We start from the raw sequence: 15,194 nt of genomic DNA on the forward strand, positions 1-15,194 counted from the left end.
CGAGGCGCACTATCCTACCCGCCAATCGGTGAAAGGCGGGAGGAGCAGCATGGGCGCAGCCGAACAGGCCGGCGAGGTCATTCCCGGGCACATCGCCGCCGCGCTGGTCGATCCGGCCTGTTATGCCGACCACCGCATCCATGATGCCTATCGCTGGCTGCGCGCCAACAATCCGCTCGGGCGGGCCGAGCTCGATGCGTTCGATCCGTTCTGGGTGGTGACGCGGCACGCTGACATTCTCGCCATCAGCCGTCAGAACGATCTGTTCCACAATGCCGACCGTGCGACCACGCTGACCAACAAGGCGGTGCTGGAGCGCGTTCACAAGATTACCGGCCAGCCCAATCTCGTGCGTTCGCTGGTGCAGATGGATGCGCCGGACCATCCGAAATATCGCGCGCTGACGCAGGGCTGGTTCATGCCGGCCAACATCGCCAAGTTCGAGCCGCGCATTCGCGAGATCGCGCGGGCGACCGTCGGCCGCATGGCGGCGAAGGCCGCGGCGAATGGCGGCGTCTGCGATTTCGTCGCCGACGTCGCGCTCCACTATCCGCTGCACGTGATCATGGAGATTCTCGGCGTGCCGGAGGAGGACGAGCCGCGCATGCTCAAGCTGACGCAGGAGCTGTTCGGCCCGCAGGATCCGGACACGGCGCGGGTGCGGGAGGCGCTGTCGGCCGAGGTGTTCGCGGCGATGCTGCAGGCGGTGGTGGCCGATTTCGCCGCCTACTTCCAGCGCATCACCGGAGACCGCAAGGCTCATCCGCGCGACGATCTCGCCACCGTCATTGCCAACGCCAGGATCAATGGCGAGGACATGCCGCTGCACGACCGCACCAGCTACTACATGATCGTGGCGACCGCGGGTCACGACACGACGTCGTCGTCCACGGCAGGCGCGATCTGGGCGCTGGCGGAAGATCCCGAGCAGTTCGCGCGCGTCAAAGCCAATCCCGAGCTGATCCCGGGCCTCGTCGACGAGGCGATCCGCTGGATGACGCCGGTCAAGCATTTCATGCGCAGCGCCACCGCCGACACCGAGCTCGGCGGACGCAGGATCGCCAAGGGCGACTGGCTGATGCTGTGCTACGCGTCCGGCAATCGCGACGAGGCGGTGTTCGAGCAGCCCGACACGTTCCGCTGTGACCGCAAGCCGAACCGCCACGTCGCGTTCGGCTATGGCGCGCATCTCTGCCTCGGCCAGCATCTCGCCAAGCTCGAGATGCGCATCCTGTTCGAGGAACTGCTGCCGCGGCTCACATCGCTGTCGCCGGCGGGGCCGGTGCTGATGACGCGGGCAACGTTCGTGAACGGACCGAAGAAGCTGCCGATCCGCGTCACGATGGGCTGACGCGGCGCTCAATCCAGCAGCTTGCGCAGCTCGGCCTTTGCGACCTTCTCGAGGGTCGAGCGCGGCATCTCGTCGACCAGCTTGACCTCGCGCGGCACCTTGAAGTCGGCGAGCCCGGCGCGGCAGGCGGCCAGCACCTTGTCGGGCAGTTCGTCGCGCGCGATCCCGGGCTGCGGGATCACGAACGCGACCGGCACCTCGTCCAGCATCGGATGCTTCCTGGCGACGACGGCGGTCTCGCGTACGCCGGGCACGGTGATGATCACCTGCTCGATCTCGGACGCCGCGACGTTCTCGCCGCCGACCTTGAGCATGTCCTTGGTGCGATCGCCGAACGTGATGAAGCCGTCGGCCAGGCGCGTGACGCGGTCGCCGGTCAGGAAGAAGCCGTCGGCATCGAAGCTCGTGCGCGTCGCTTCGTCGTTGTAGAGATATTCGGCGAACAGCGACAGGCCGGGCACGCCCTTGATGGCGAGATTGCCGGTGGCGCCGACCTCGGTCGGCCGGCCGTCATCGTCGGTGATGCGGATGGTGTATTCCGGCGCCGCGCGGCCGATCGACATCGGCGCGTTCGGCTGATCGACCTCGCCGACGATGCCATGGGTGATGGTCTCGGTCATGCCCCACCAGCCGATGATCTTGATGCCGAACTTGGCGAAGGCGGGCGGCTCGGACACCGCCGTGCCCCACAGCCGGAACTTGTGATGCTTCGGTACCTCCTGGTCGAGCAGCGCCTTCATGCAGAACGGGATGGTCGAGGTCCAGGTGCTGCCATGCTCGAGCGCCGCGCTCCAGAACCGGCGCGCGGAGAAGCGCGGCTGGATCACGCAGGTCGCGCCGACCCAGAGTGTGGCAAGCATCGAATAGGCCAGCGCGTTGGTGTGGAACAGCGGCAGATAGGTCTGGTGCACGTCGCCCTGATGCAGATCCTCATGGACGGCGTTGACCTTGGCGCCCCACAGCGCGTTGGCATGCGTCCACAGCACCGCCTTCGGCCGCGATGTCGTGCCCGAGGTGTATTGCACGCTGCACGGCGCCAGCGGATCGGCCGGCCGCCGCGGCCGATCGGCGCTGTCGGCAAACAGCGCTTCGAAGCGCTCGCCTCGTTCGACGGCCGACGCCTCCGCCTGACCCGGATCGTGCGAGATCACGGCGATCCATTTGAGACCGCGGCAATGCGCTGCGATCATCTCGGCATAGGCCGGCTGCGTGATCGCAGCCACCGCGCGACAGTGCTCCGCGAAGTAGCTCATCTCGGCGGCTGCCGAGCGCGTGTTGGTCGTGACGGCGAGCGCGCCCAGCTCGACGCAGGCAAACCAGGCAAGCATCGCCTCGACGCAATTGTCGAGATGGATCAGCACGGCATCGCCGGGCTGGACGCCGCGCTTGACCAGCCCGGCCGCCAATGCGCCGACACGCTCGTGAAACGCGCCATAGGTCCAGCGGCGCGCCGGTGCCTCGAACGGCGCCGAGATCAGGAACGGATGATCGCGCCGGGTCTCGCTGCGCAGCTTCAACAGCCACGGCACGTCCATGCCGTCGAACGGCGTCACCGTGCCCGCTGCCATCGTCGTTCCCGTCATCTTCGCTCCCGTCGTTCTTGAGTACGGCCTGTCTCCGGCCGCTTCGTTCTCGTCGTCATCTTCTGCCACCTTGCGCCGTCGCGATCAAATCGGGATTGAACCCGTCTCCGTTCGCGGGCGACCAATGGCGCGGCAAGACACGCCCGGAGGTTTGCATGCAGGCCGAGCCACGACCATGGCGGCTGCCCGATGCCCGCTATTTCCAGATCGCGGCATTGGCGACGCTGCTGGCGATCAATTTCGCCATGATCGATTTCGGCGCGCGTCCCGCAGCGAGCGTGGTCGCGGTCGCCATGGCGCTGCTCACGCAAGTGGTCTGCTGCCGCATCTCCGGCGCGCCGCTCGATCTCAAGTCTCCGCTGATCACCGGCCTGTCGCTCAGCCTGCTGCTGCGCGCCGATGCGCTGTGGCTGCATGCGGCGGCAGCCGTGATCGCCATCGGCTCGAAATTCGTGCTGCGCGTCGACGGCAAGCACGTGTTCAACCCGGCGGGGCTGGCGATCGTGGCGCTGCTGTTCAGCTCCAAGGGCGTGTGGATCTCGCCCGGCCAATGGGGGACGGAGATCTGGTTCGCGAGCCTCGCCGGCTTCTTCGCGATCCTGGTGCTCGGCGCCTCTCGACGCGCGGACATCGCATTCTATTTTTTCGCCAGCCATGCCGCACTGCTGCTGCTGCGCGCCGCCTGGCTCGGCGATCCCCTGGCGATTCCGCTGCATCAGTTGCAGAGCGGCTCGCTGCTGATCTTCACCTTCTTCATGATCTCCGACCCGCGCACCTCGCCGGACTCGCGCGTCGGCCGGCTGCTGTTCGCGCTGAGCGTTGCGGTCGCGGCGCACTACCTCACCTTCGCCATGCAGATGCGGCCGGCGCTCTACGTGTCGCTGATCGCGCTGTCGCCGCTCACGCTGCTGCTCGACCGGCTCGTCCCTGAGACCCGCTTTTCCTGGCGTTCGCCCGTTCCCGAAGGAGTGTCGACATGACCCTGCGTTACAGCAAGCTCTTCCGCACCGGCGTCGCGGCCGCCGCGATCCTGGCGAACGCAGCGATGGCGCCCGCGAATGCCTTTTGCGGCTTCTATGTCGCCCAGGCCGACGCGAAGCTGTTCAACCAGTCATCGAAGGTCGTGCTGGCCCGCGACGGCGAGCAGACGGCGATCACGATGGCCAGCGACTTCGAGGGCGACGTGAAGGAGTTCGCGGTGGTCGTCCCCGTGCCGACCTTCATCGAGCGCAAGCAGATCGGCGTGGTCGAGCCGAAGACCATCGACCATCTCGACAAATACACCGCGCCGCGGCTGGTCGAATATCATGATGCCGATCCATGCGCGCCGGTCGTCGTTGCGGCGCGGGCGATGCCGGCGGCGCCGATGATGGCAGGCGCTGTCTACGAAATGACCCGGCGGAACTACGGCGTCACCGTCGAGGCCAGCTACGACGTCGCCGAATACGACGTGCTGATCCTGTCGGCGCAGGAGAGCGACGGACTGACGCGCTGGCTGACCGACAACGACTATCGCATCCCGCAAGGCGCCGAGGCCGTGCTCGGCAGCTACATCAGGCAGGGCATGCGGTTCTTCGTCGCGAAGGTCAATGTCGAGCGGATGAAGGGGATCGGCAACGGCTCCCTGCGGCCCCTGCAGGTGCGCTACCGGAGCGCCAAGTTCATGGTGCCGCTGCGGCTCGGCACGGTCAACGCCAGGGGACCGCAGGACCTGATCATCTATGCGCTCACCAGGAGCGGCCGCATCGAGGCGGCCAACTATCGAACGGTGAAGATCCCATCCGATATCGATGTTCCGCTCTATGTGAAGGACGAGTTCGGGCCGTTCTACAAGGCGCTGTTCGAGCGGGCGGTCGCGCGCGAGAACATGCAGGCGGTGTTCGTGGAATATGCCTGGGACATGGGATGGTGCGACCCCTGCGCCGCCGATCCCATGAGCAACAAGGAACTGGTCGAGCTCGGCGCGCGCTGGATCGGCAGCGACGATGACACCGCCTTCAGTCTCCGCCGGGGCACGGCCGGAGCCAGCGCCTTCGTGACCCGGCTGCACGTGCGCTACGATGCGAAGTCCTTCCCCGAGGACATCGTCTTCGCCGAGACCAAGGACCGCAGCAATTTCCAGGGTCGCTATGTCCAGCACCATCCCTGGCGCGGCGAGGCGTCCTGTGCCGCGGCGAAGACCTACCGGGACAGTCTCGCCGCACGTTTCGCCACGCAGGCGACGGATCTCGCGCAACTGACCGGATGGTCGCGCAGCGAGATCATCGCGAAAATGGACAAGAGCGGCGAGACCGTGACGAAATGACCTAAGGGCGGCCTCGGCTCAATCCTGATACGAGGAGATCTCGATCAGGCTGCCGTCGGGATCGCGGCAATACACCGAGCGCAGCGTGCCGCGCGCGCCCTGCTTGGCGACCGGGCCCTCCTCGATGGCAATGCCGAGCGCCTCGAGATGCGCCACCACCTCGTCGGGGGTGCTGGTGGTGAGGAAGCAAACGTCGTCGCTGCCGGCCGCGACATGGTCGGCCGTGAACCAATCGACCTTGTCCGCGTCCTTCGGTCGCACGTTGATCTTCTGGTTCCCGAATAGCAGCGACGTGCGCCTCGCCTTGCCTTGTCCGGGATCGAACACCTGGACCGTCATGCCCAGCACCTGTTGGTACCACGCCGTCGTGCGGTCCACGTCGGCGACATTGATGACCAGATGATCGAGCGCATCGACCTTGACCGGCATGGGGCTCTTCCCTCCTGATGGGGCATCGATCTCGCCGCAATCGCGGCACTCTGCTACAATCGATCCCGGCGGCTCGTTAACCGCCGCTCAACGATAATGCCTGAGGAAACGCATGATTTCACGTCGTACCGCGCTTGGTCTGATCGCCTCCGCCGTCCCGTCCATCGCTGCCGTTCGCAAGGCGTCCGCGGCCGACTATCCCACCCGTCCCGTCCGCTTCGTGGTGGGTTATCCTCCGGGCGGCGCGACCGACATCCTGGCGCGGCTGATCGGCCAGCGGCTGTCCGAGACGCTCGGTCAGCAGTTCATCGTCGAGAACAAGCCGGGGGCCGGCAACAATATCGGCACCGATGCCGTCGTGAACGCGGCGGCCGACGGCTACACCGTGCTGCTGGTCAATCCGGCCAACTACATCAATGCGAGCCTCTACACCAATCTCAAGTTCAACTTCGTCCGCGACATCGCGCCGGTGGCCTCGTTCAACCGCGTCCCCAACGTGATGACCGTCAACAAGGACATCGAGGCCAAGAACGTCGCCGAGTTCATCGCCTATCTCAAGGCAAACCCCGGCAAGGTGAACATGGCCTCGTCCGGCAACGGCACCTCGGTGCATCTGTCGGGCGAGATGTTCATGGCGATGACCGGAACCAAGATGCAACACGTGCCCTATCGCGGCGCGGCGCCCGCGATCACCGACATGCTCGGCGGCCAGGTGCAGGTCATCTTCGACAACATGCCCTCCATCATCCAGCACATCCGCTCCGGCTCGTTGCGAGCGCTCGGCGTCACCACGCAGCAGCGTTCGCCGCAATTGCCGGACGTCCAGGCCGTCGCCGAGACCGTACCCGGTTACGAGGCGAGCGCGCTGTTCGGCATCGGCGCGCCGAAGAACACGCCAAAGGAGATCGTCGAGAAGCTCAACAAGCAGGTCAACACCATCCTGGCCGAGCCCGAGATCAAGGCCCGTCTGGTCGATCTCGGCGGCGAGCCGCTGATCCAGTCGCCGGAGCAGTTCGGCGCCCAGATCGCCGCCGAGACCGAGAAGTGGAAGAAGGTCGTCGAGTTCGCCGGCCTGAAGGTCGAATGAGTCGACCTGGCGACGCCGCAATCGCTGGGCCGCGTGCCGCGACGGGTCTTCGATGAGGCGCCGGCCCGCGAGACGGGCGTCGAGGGCTGAAGGTGACGTGCCGCGCATGCGACACGTCACGGCCTTGGTTGGTGATCCGTTCCGCCGATTTGTCGTTTTTTGACCATGCCGGTGTGGTGCAACCCTCCGGCCAAAAGAGGAACAGATCATGCGCAAGGTTATGATGATGGCAGCCGGCCTCGTCGGCGTTGCACTTGGTGGCGGTATCGCGCCGGCCTCCGCAGGCGGTTACGACTATCCCTGGTGTGTGCAGGGCCGAGGCGTCGGTTACCCCGGCGACTGCTCCTATCAGACCTTCGAGCAATGCCGGGCGAGTGCCTCCGGGCGCAATGCAGGCTGTGGCATCAATCCGCGCGTCGCGTTCGATCCTGCCCGCCGCGGCCCCTCGGTCTATGTCGACATGCCGCCGCCGCGCCGCGTGCACCGGTATCAGTATTACTGACGCCTCTACGGAGCGGGTCGGCACGCGCGGCCCAGCGGCTGACGCAGGCGCGCTTCCGGAATCGCGCGGGCTTGCATCGACTTTGCGTTCGTATATACTTTGTATTGCAAAGTTAAACGAGCCGTTCCGGGCCTCAGGTGAGACATGCGCGACCTCGATAAGGCGCTGGCGGACATCATCGCGATCCGCAGCCAGCTTGCGGCGGGCACGGCATTTCGCGGCTACGGGCCGGCGACGATGGCCGCGACCTCGGCCGTAGCGCTGGTCACTGCGCTGCTTCAGCAGCTGTTTCTGCGCGACCCGACGGCCGACGCGTGGACGTTCCTGCTCGGATGGGCGGCGGCAGCCTGCGTGTCGCTGACGATGATCTGGTTCGAGATGCGGGCGCGGTCGCGCCGGCATCATTCCGGCCTTGCGGACGCGATGATTCATCAGGCGGTCGAGCAGTTCCTGCCAGCGGGCATCGCTGGCGTGCTGCTCGCGGTGCTGCTGTGGAAGTTCGCGCCGGAGGCGCTGTGGATGCTGCCGGGCCTGTGGCAGATCCTGATGTCGCTCGGCGTGTTCGCGTCGGTGCGCTCGCTGCCACGCACGGTGGCGCTTGCCGGGGCGTTCTATTTCATGGCCGGCTTCGCCGTGCTGCTGGTCGGCAGCGCCACGCATGCGCTGTCGCCCTGGACGATGGGGCTTCCGTTCGCGATCGGACAGGGGCTGATGGCGGGCATTCTGTATTTTGCGACCGGAGAGTCCGATGTCGAAGACTGACGGCAGCGCGCCGTTCTCCTATGACGGCCTCGATCGCGTCATCCACGAGAAGGCACGGCTCGGCCTGCTCACCTCGCTGATGGCGCACCCGAAGGGTCTGGCTTTTGCTGACCTCAAGCAGCTCTGCGGGCTGACGGACGGCAATCTGTCGCGCCATCTGCAGGTGCTGCAGGAAGCCGGTCTCGTCGAGGTCACCAAGGGGTATGAGGGCAATCGCCCTCATACCACCTGCCGGCTGACCAAAGCGGGACGCCGCCGCTTCCTCGATTATCTCGCCGTGCTCGAGCGCCTCGTCCGCGACGCCGCGGCGGCTGCCGGCAAGGAACATACGCCATCGTCGGTCGGCCTGATCCCGGGCCGCATCTGAATCGCGCATCGCACTTTTTTGACCTGGAGCTTTGCAATGCAAAGTAGTCTGCAACCTAAATCGCCTGCTGTGGTGGATGGCCTGCATGTCGGCATCATCATGGACGGGAACGGCCGCTGGGCGACGCGCAAGGGCCTGTCGCGGCTGCGCGGGCACGAGGCGGGGGTCGAGGCGATCCGGCGCGTCGTCGAAGCGGCGCCCGACCAGGGCATTGGGACCCTGACGCTGTATGCGTTCTCCAGCGACAATTGGCGACGCCCGCGTGCCGAGGTCGCCGCCTTGATGGCGCTGTTGCGGGTCTATCTCGCCAGCGAGGTGGAGTCGCTGGTACGCAACGGCGTCCGCCTCACCGTGATCGGCCGTCGCGACCGGCTGCCCGGCGGCATCGCCGACGCGATCGGCCGGGCCGAAGCGGCAACCCGCGACGGCAGCACCCTGCATCTGCGCATCGCCGTCGACTATTCGGCGCGCGACGCGATCCTCGAGGCCGCGGCGAAGGCCCGCGAAATCGACGGCCTGACGCGTGCGGCGTTCTCCGACCTCGTGACCGGCGAAGCCGGCTTGCGCGACGTTGACCTGATCATCCGCACCTCCGGCGAGCAGCGCCTGTCCGATTTCCTGCTCTGGGAAGGCGCCTATGCCGAGCTGCATTTCACCCAGCGGATGTGGCCCGATTTCGATGCTGCAGATCTCGCGCAGGCGCTCGCCTCGTTCCGCGGCCGCGAGCGCCGCTTCGGAGGACTCGAGGCGGTGCCGCTGGCGCCGGCACCGGTCGCCTGACGACGGCCCAATCTTTCCGCACATCGGGGAATCATCTACCGCTTGCAGCACGAGCGCAGAGATCCCCTGATGAAGCACAAGCAGCGCCGGCCTGCCGGCAAGCCTCCGGTCAGATCCGGATCGATGGGCCACACCGATACGCCCGATGCGCTGTGCGCCGCCGCGCTGCGGCTGCTGCGCGCCGGCCGGCTCGCGCAGGCCGAGGATGCGTGCCGCCGCGCGCTGACGCTGGACGCGGCCTCGCTCGACGCGCTGCGTGCGATGGGACAGGTCTGCCTGGCGCTCAAGCGCGTCGATGATGCGATCGAGTGGTTTGCCCGCGCCGTTCGGCAGGATATGTCCGCAGCGGAGTCCTTCGTCGGCTTGGCGCAGGCGCTGCGGGGCTCCGGCCGCGTCGATGAAGCGATCAAGGCTTATGATCGCGCGCTGCAGCTTCAGCCGGATGCTGTGGAGAGCTGGGATGCGCTTGGCGAACTGCTGCAACTGAGGGGGCGGCACGCCGAGGCGGCGCTGGCCTGTGATCGGCTGCTGCAGCTCGCGCCCGATCGTGCCGCGACGTGGTTTCGTCTCGGCGAGGTGCTCGAAGCCCAGGGCCGGCGTGACGAGGCGGCGCTGGCCTTCGATCAGGTGGCGCAGCTCAAGCCAGATCACGTCGAGGCGGCCAATAAGGCCGGAGCGCTTCATTTCGATGCTGGCCATTACGAGCAGGCCATCTCGCGCTTCGGGCAGTCGCTGGCAGTGATGCCGGATCAGGCGGGTGTGCTGTACCTGAACGGCATCGCGCTGCGGCGGCTGCGCCGCTACCAGGAAGCCGAGACTCTCGGCCATCGCGCGCAGCTGCTGGCGCCCGACAATCCCGACTTCGCCAATGGCTATGGATGCATCCTGCAGAACCTCGGCCGTCACGATGACGCCGTCGCCATGTTCGACAAAGCGATCGCGCTCCGGCCGCAGACCGCGGATTTCCACAATCATCGCGGCACGTCGCTGGCCGAGCTGCATCGCTTTGCAGAGGCGTTCGAAAGCTTCGATCGCGCCGTCGCGCTGAAGCCTGATCTGGCCGATGCGCATTGGAACGCGGCGCTGTTCCGGCTGCTGACCGGCGACTTCGCCCGCGGCTGGGCGGCGCGCGAATGGGGACGAAAATGTCGCGCCGTCGGCTTCGTCGAGCGCAGCTTCGAGGCGCCGCTGTGGCTTGCGGACGCGCCCCTCGCCGGCAAGACGATCCTGCTCCATAGCGACGAGGGGCTCGGCGACACGATCCAGTTTTCGCGCTACGCCACCCTGGTGGCCGCGCAGGGCGCGCGCGTCGCGCTCGAGGTCGACGCGCCGCTGCAGCCGCTTCTGTCCGGCCTGGACGGCGTGGCGCAGTGTCTTGCCCGCGGCATCGATGCGCTGCCTGCCATCGACTATCACTGCCCGCTGTCGAGCCTGCCGCTCGCCTTCGCCACCCGGCTCGACACCATCCCTGCTGCGCCGTGCTATCTGCCGCGCCCTCCCGAGGCGCGCCGGGCGATCTGGGAACAGCGACTCGGTCCGCATGACCGCTTGCGGGTGGGCCTGGTCTGGTCGGGCAACCCCGCGCATCTCAACGATCACAACCGTTCGATTTCGTTGCCGACGCTCGCGCCGCTGCTCGAGACCGGCGCGCGGTTCGTTAGTCTGCAGAAGGAGCCTCGGCCATCCGACAAGGCCGCGCTCGCCGCGCGCGACGACATTCTCGATCTCACCGCTGACATCCGTGACTTCGTCGATACGGCGGCGCTGATCGACAATCTCGACCTGGTCATCACCGTCGATACCAGCGTGGCGCATCTGGCCGGCGCGCTGGGCAAGCCGACTTGGATCATGCTGCCCTTCACGCCGGATTATCGCTGGCTGCTCGGCCGTGACGACAGTCCCTGGTATCCGAGCGTGCGGCTGTTCCGCCAGGACGCGCGACGTGACTATGCCGACGTCGTCGCGCGCGTGCGCGAGGCGCTCGCCGCACGGCTCGCGATGGTCAGCGTGTGCTGAACGTTTGAGCATCAACGACGCCATAACTGAAACGTGATCGGCTGGCTGAGCCGCCGGCGCGTGCCGCCCGATGGCGATTGAGCTGCGTCAACGGATTTCTGCGTGCGTATGGCACACGGAACGCCTGCTTCAGCGACGAAGGCGTTTTTGGAATGAATCAGCAGGAATCCGAGCTTGTCAGTGACATCCGGCCTGTTCGTGATACGCATGCTGGACCCGGCGCTGTCGTTCCCTCGTCGGCGGTGCCTGTTCCCGTGTCCCATCAGCCGCGGCGCAGGTGGGCGTTGTGGCCGTTTCTGCTGCTCGTGCTCGCCGTCGGGGCTGCCGGTGGTGGCGGCTACGTCTGGTGGCAGCGCCTGCATCCGCCGCTGCCGGTGGGCATCAGCGTCAGCAACGGCCGCATCGAGGCTGACGAGATCGACATCGCGACCAAATATGCCGGGCGCGTTGCCGAGCTGCGCGCCGATATCGGCGATCGCGTCGAGGCCGGGCAGATCGTGGCGCGGATGGACACGAAGGAGCTGCAGCAATCGCTGTCGAAGGCGCAAGCCCAGGCCGAGCAGGCGCAGCACGTCGTCGACCAGGCCCGTGCCAATCTCGCGCAACTGCAGGCGCAGAAGACGCTCGCCGAGCAGGAGATGGAGCGCACCCGCAGCCTGCTGCAGAGCGGCTGGACCACACGCGAGCTCGCCGATCAGCGCCAGCAGGCGCTCGACAATGCGACCGCCGGCCTTGCCGGCGCGCAGGCGCGGATTTTCGAAGCCGAACGCGGGCTCGAAGCGGTTCGTCACGACGTCGCGCTCTACACCGTTCAGATCGCCGACAATTCCTTGATCGCGCCGAAGCCCGGCCGCATTCAATATCGTCTCGCCAATGTCGGCGAAGTTCTCGCCGCCGGCGGCAAGGTCTTCACCATGCTGGACATCGGCTATGTCTACATGGACGTGTTCCTGCCGACCGAGGAGGTCGGCAAGGTCAAGATCGGCACCGAAGCGCGGATCGTGCTCGATGCCTATCCGGATCGTCCGATCCCGGCGAAAGTTGCGTTCGTGGCGAGCCAGGCGCAGTTCACGCCGAAGACGGTCGAGACCCGCAGCGAGCGTGACAAGCTGATGTTTCGCATCCGTGTACGCGTCGATCCGGACAGACTGGCTGCGCATGCCGATGCCGTCAGGAGCGGATTGCCGGGCGTGGCGTATGTCAGGTGGAATCCCGACGTCGCATGGCCGGCGCGTCTGCAAGTCTCGCCATGATGGCCGACATGATCGGCGATGCGTCACCGGTCGCGATGGTCAGGAACGTCTCGCAGCGCTATCGCGGCGTGATCGCGCTCGACAACGTCTCGATCGACATTCCCGCCGGCCGCGTGGTCGGGCTCATCGGTCCCGATGGCGTCGGCAAGTCGTCGCTGCTGTCGATCCTGGCCGGCGCGCGCGCGATCCAGGACGGGCAGGCGCGCGTGCTCGGGGCCGACATGGCGGACCGGCGCGCCCGCACGCAGGTGTGTCCGCGGATCGCCTACATGCCGCAGGGTCTCGGCAAGAATCTCTATCCCGATCTCAGCGTGCGCGAGAACATCGCGTTCTTTGCCCGGCTGTTCGGCCAGTCGAGGTCCGAGCGCGACTGGCGCATCGCCGAGCTGATGGAGGCGACGGCGCTGTCCGATTTCGCCGACCGGCCGGCAAAAAAGCTGTCCGGCGGCATGAAGCAGAAGCTCGGCCTGTGCTGCTCGCTGATCCATGATCCCGATCTGCTCATCCTCGACGAGCCGACCACCGGCGTCGATCCGCTGTCGCGCCGGCAGTTCTGGGACCTGATCGACCGTCTGCGCGCGCGCAGCGCGGCGGGCATGAGCGTCATCGTCGCCACCGCCTATATGGAGGAGGCGGAGCGTTTCGACTGGCTGATCGCGATGAACGACGGGCGCATCCTCGCGACCGGCACGCCGACGGAGCTCAAGGCGCAGACCCATGCGGCGTCGATCGAGGACGCGTTCGTCGCGCTGCTGCCCGACCGGCCGGCGCGCGACCGCGCCGAGATGCCGGCCAAGTCCGAGCTCGACGGCAGCCACGAGACCGTGATCGTCGCGCGCGACCTGACCTGCCGCTTCGGCGATTTCACCGCGGTCGACGGCGTGAACTTCCAGATCCGCAAGGGCGAGATCTTTGGCTTCGTCGGCTCCAACGGCTGCGGCAAGACCACGACGATGAAGATGCTGACAGGGCTGCTGCCTCCCAGCGCCGGCGAGGCGCTGATCTTCGGCCGCTCCATGGAGGCCGGCAATCATGAATCGCGCAGTCGCGTCGGCTACATGTCGCAGGCGTTCTCGCTGTATGGCGAGCTCACCGTGCGGCAGAACCTGGTGCTGCATGCGCGGCTGTTCCATCTGCCGCTGGCCGCTGCCGGGAAGCGGATTGCCGAACTGGTCGAGCGCTGCGACCTCACCGACCATATCGACAGCCTCGCGGCCGATCTTCCCCTCGGCATCCGCCAGCGCCTGTCGCTCGCGGTGGCGATCGTCCACGGACCCGATCTGCTGATCCTGGACGAGCCGACGTCGGGCGTCGATCCGGTCGCGCGCAATCAGTTCTGGCGCCTGCTGATCGAACTTTCGCGTCAAGATGAGATGACGATCTTCGTCTCGACGCATTTCATGAACGAGGCGGCGCGTTGCGACCGGCTGTCGCTGATGCATGAGGGGCGGGTGCTGGCGACCGACACGCCGGACGGCCTGATCCGCGCCAAGGGCGCGCAGACGCTGGAGCAGGCGTTCATCGCCTTCCTCGAGCAGGATGCCGGCGTCGCCGATCCGCCGGTCACGCTGACCCAGGCGAGACCCGATCCACGCCCCGCCGATCGGCCGCGGGACGAGCAACGGCAGGCCGCCGTCAGCCCGCGGCGGCTGCTCGCTTACACGATCCGCGAAGGTCTCGAGCTGATCCGTGACCCGATCCGGCTGATGTTCGCGCTGTTCGGAACGGCGTTCCTGATGATCGTGATCGGCTTCGGCATCTCCACGGACGTCAACAACCTGACCTTCGCCGCGCTCGACCGCGATCAGTCGCCGGAGAGTCGCGCCTATCTGTCGGAGCTCAGAGGCTCGCGCTATTTCGTCGAAAGGCCACCGCTCGCCAACTATGCCGAGCTCGAACGGCGGATGAAGAGCGGCGACATCAAGGCCTCGATCGAGATCCCGCCGAACTTCGGTGTCGACATCAAGCGCGGCCGGCCGGCTTTCGTGTCGGCCTGGATCGACGGCGCGATGCCGTTCCGCGCCGAGACCATCCGTGGCTACCTCGAAGGCACACATCAGCTCTATCTCTCCGATCCCGCCGTCAAGACGACGCAGCCGTTGCCGGCCTCGCCGGTCAATGTCGAGATCAGGTTCAAGTACAACCAGTCCTTCGACAGCATCTACGCGATGGCCCCAAGCACGATCGCACTGCTGCTCGCGCTGTTTCCGGCCATCCTGATGGCGCTCGCGGTCGTGCGCGAGAAGGAGCTGGGGTCGATCACCAATCTCTATGTCACGCCGGTGACGCGGCTCGAATTCCTGCTTGGCAAGCAGCTGCCTTACATCGCCGTCGCGCTGGTGAATTTCGCGCTGATGTACGGGATGGCGATGGTCCTGTTCCGAGTCCCGCTCAAGGGCGCCTTTCTGCCGCTGATGGTCGGCACCTTGGTCTACGTCGTCACCACGACCGGCTTCGGCATGCTGATCTCGACCTTCTGCCGTACCCAGATCGCGGCGCTGTTCGGGACCGCGATCCTGACCGTGCTGCCGGCCACGCAGTTCTCGGGCATGCTGGTCCCGGTGTCGTCTTTGTCCGGTGTGGCCAAGCTGATCGGCATGGTCTTCCCGATGACGTACTACCGCCCGATCGCGGTCGGCACCTTCACCAAGGGGCTGGGCTTTGCCGATGTCGGCGCCGACATCCTGATCCTTTTGATCTTCATTCCCGTCCTGACCGGATTCAGCCTGGCGATGCTGCCGAAGCAGGAGGCGTGAGCC

At 66.6% G+C, this 15,194-nt stretch carries 13 protein-coding genes; 11 read left to right on the top strand and 2 right to left on the bottom strand.

From position 1 onward, the window contains the following. Nucleotides 1-49: 49 nt before the first annotated feature. The gene (locus QW861_RS15580; RefSeq protein WP_315751822.1) at nucleotides 50-1,351 is read left to right on the top strand and encodes a cytochrome P450; all 1,302 of its coding nucleotides are present in this window, start codon (nucleotides 50-52) and stop codon (nucleotides 1,349-1,351) included. A gap of 8 nt (nucleotides 1,352-1,359) precedes the next feature. Here QW861_RS15580 and QW861_RS15585 read toward each other — a convergent pair whose 3' ends face one another. Beyond that, nucleotides 1,360-2,934: an AMP-binding protein gene (locus QW861_RS15585; protein ID WP_315751823.1), complete on the bottom strand. Its 1,575-nt coding sequence runs from the start codon at nucleotides 2,932-2,934 to the stop codon at nucleotides 1,360-1,362. A 155-nt stretch (nucleotides 2,935-3,089) separates the two neighbouring features. Between QW861_RS15585 and QW861_RS15590 the strand changes: the two genes are divergently transcribed. Further along, on the top strand, nucleotides 3,090-3,914 hold the full coding sequence (locus QW861_RS15590; protein ID WP_315751824.1) for an RnfABCDGE type electron transport complex subunit D: 825 nt from the start codon (nucleotides 3,090-3,092) through the stop codon (nucleotides 3,912-3,914). Next, entirely contained in the window at nucleotides 3,911-5,239 is a 1,329-nt protein-coding gene (locus QW861_RS15595) for a DUF2330 domain-containing protein (protein ID WP_315715038.1), read from the top strand. Before QW861_RS15590 ends, QW861_RS15595 begins: the two co-directional genes overlap by 4 nt. 18 nt (nucleotides 5,240-5,257) lie before the next feature. Here QW861_RS15595 and QW861_RS15600 read toward each other — a convergent pair whose 3' ends face one another. Continuing rightward, nucleotides 5,258-5,668, bottom strand: a complete 411-nt coding sequence (locus QW861_RS15600) for a VOC family protein (protein WP_315751825.1) — start codon at nucleotides 5,666-5,668, stop codon at nucleotides 5,258-5,260. 112 nt (nucleotides 5,669-5,780) lie between these two features. On the opposite strand from QW861_RS15600, the gene QW861_RS15605 reads away from it, so the two are divergent. The 8 genes from QW861_RS15605 (at nucleotide 5,781) to rbbA (ending at nucleotide 15,191) form a co-directional block, all read left to right on the top strand. Then, on the top strand, nucleotides 5,781-6,755 hold the full coding sequence (locus tag QW861_RS15605) for a tripartite tricarboxylate transporter substrate binding protein (protein WP_315715040.1): 975 nt from the start codon (nucleotides 5,781-5,783) through the stop codon (nucleotides 6,753-6,755). Between the two features lie 208 nt (nucleotides 6,756-6,963). Beyond that, on the top strand, nucleotides 6,964-7,257 hold the full coding sequence (locus tag QW861_RS15610; RefSeq protein WP_315715041.1) for a DUF3551 domain-containing protein: 294 nt from the start codon (nucleotides 6,964-6,966) through the stop codon (nucleotides 7,255-7,257). Nucleotides 7,258-7,401: 144 nt separating this feature from the next. Then, entirely contained in the window at nucleotides 7,402-8,019 is a 618-nt protein-coding gene (locus QW861_RS15615; RefSeq protein WP_315715042.1) for a hypothetical protein, read from the top strand. Beyond that, complete coding sequence (locus QW861_RS15620; protein ID WP_315715043.1) at nucleotides 8,006-8,386, top strand: transcriptional regulator; 381 nt, start codon at nucleotides 8,006-8,008, stop codon at nucleotides 8,384-8,386. Before QW861_RS15615 ends, QW861_RS15620 begins: the two co-directional genes overlap by 14 nt. Before the next feature lie 36 nt (nucleotides 8,387-8,422). Continuing rightward, on the top strand, nucleotides 8,423-9,166 hold the full coding sequence (locus QW861_RS15625; protein WP_315751826.1) for a di-trans,poly-cis-decaprenylcistransferase: 744 nt from the start codon (nucleotides 8,423-8,425) through the stop codon (nucleotides 9,164-9,166). Between the two features lie 69 nt (nucleotides 9,167-9,235). Next, the gene (locus QW861_RS15630) at nucleotides 9,236-11,182 is read left to right on the top strand and encodes a tetratricopeptide repeat protein (protein WP_315751827.1); all 1,947 of its coding nucleotides are present in this window, start codon (nucleotides 9,236-9,238) and stop codon (nucleotides 11,180-11,182) included. A 152-nt stretch (nucleotides 11,183-11,334) separates the two neighbouring features. Then, nucleotides 11,335-12,435: an HlyD family secretion protein gene (locus QW861_RS15635; protein WP_315751828.1), complete on the top strand. Its 1,101-nt coding sequence runs from the start codon at nucleotides 11,335-11,337 to the stop codon at nucleotides 12,433-12,435. Nucleotides 12,436-12,443: 8 nt separating this feature from the next. Continuing rightward, on the top strand, nucleotides 12,444-15,191 hold the full coding sequence (rbbA, locus tag QW861_RS15640; protein ID WP_315751953.1) for a ribosome-associated ATPase/putative transporter RbbA: 2,748 nt from the start codon (nucleotides 12,444-12,446) through the stop codon (nucleotides 15,189-15,191). The last annotated feature ends 3 nt before the right edge of the window (nucleotides 15,192-15,194 follow it).

Source organism: Bradyrhizobium sp. SZCCHNRI1029 (genome assembly GCF_032487555.1).
Lineage (GTDB): Bacteria > Pseudomonadota > Alphaproteobacteria > Rhizobiales > Xanthobacteraceae > Bradyrhizobium.

Coding starts and splice junctions, on each gene's coding strand:
- QW861_RS15580 (WP_315751822.1), top strand. CDS start 50: ATGGGCGCAGCCGAACAGGCCGGCGAGGTCATTCCCGGGCACATCGCC.
- QW861_RS15585 (WP_315751823.1), bottom strand. CDS start 2,934: ATGACGGGAACGACGATGGCAGCGGGCACGGTGACGCCGTTCGACGGC.
- QW861_RS15590 (WP_315751824.1), top strand. CDS start 3,090: ATGCAGGCCGAGCCACGACCATGGCGGCTGCCCGATGCCCGCTATTTC.
- QW861_RS15595 (WP_315715038.1), top strand. CDS start 3,911: ATGACCCTGCGTTACAGCAAGCTCTTCCGCACCGGCGTCGCGGCCGCC.
- QW861_RS15600 (WP_315751825.1), bottom strand. CDS start 5,668: ATGCCGGTCAAGGTCGATGCGCTCGATCATCTGGTCATCAATGTCGCC.
- QW861_RS15605 (WP_315715040.1), top strand. CDS start 5,781: ATGATTTCACGTCGTACCGCGCTTGGTCTGATCGCCTCCGCCGTCCCG.
- QW861_RS15610 (WP_315715041.1), top strand. CDS start 6,964: ATGCGCAAGGTTATGATGATGGCAGCCGGCCTCGTCGGCGTTGCACTT.
- QW861_RS15615 (WP_315715042.1), top strand. CDS start 7,402: ATGCGCGACCTCGATAAGGCGCTGGCGGACATCATCGCGATCCGCAGC.
- QW861_RS15620 (WP_315715043.1), top strand. CDS start 8,006: ATGTCGAAGACTGACGGCAGCGCGCCGTTCTCCTATGACGGCCTCGAT.
- QW861_RS15625 (WP_315751826.1), top strand. CDS start 8,423: ATGCAAAGTAGTCTGCAACCTAAATCGCCTGCTGTGGTGGATGGCCTG.
- QW861_RS15630 (WP_315751827.1), top strand. CDS start 9,236: ATGAAGCACAAGCAGCGCCGGCCTGCCGGCAAGCCTCCGGTCAGATCC.
- QW861_RS15635 (WP_315751828.1), top strand. CDS start 11,335: ATGAATCAGCAGGAATCCGAGCTTGTCAGTGACATCCGGCCTGTTCGT.
- rbbA (WP_315751953.1), top strand. CDS start 12,444: ATGATCGGCGATGCGTCACCGGTCGCGATGGTCAGGAACGTCTCGCAG.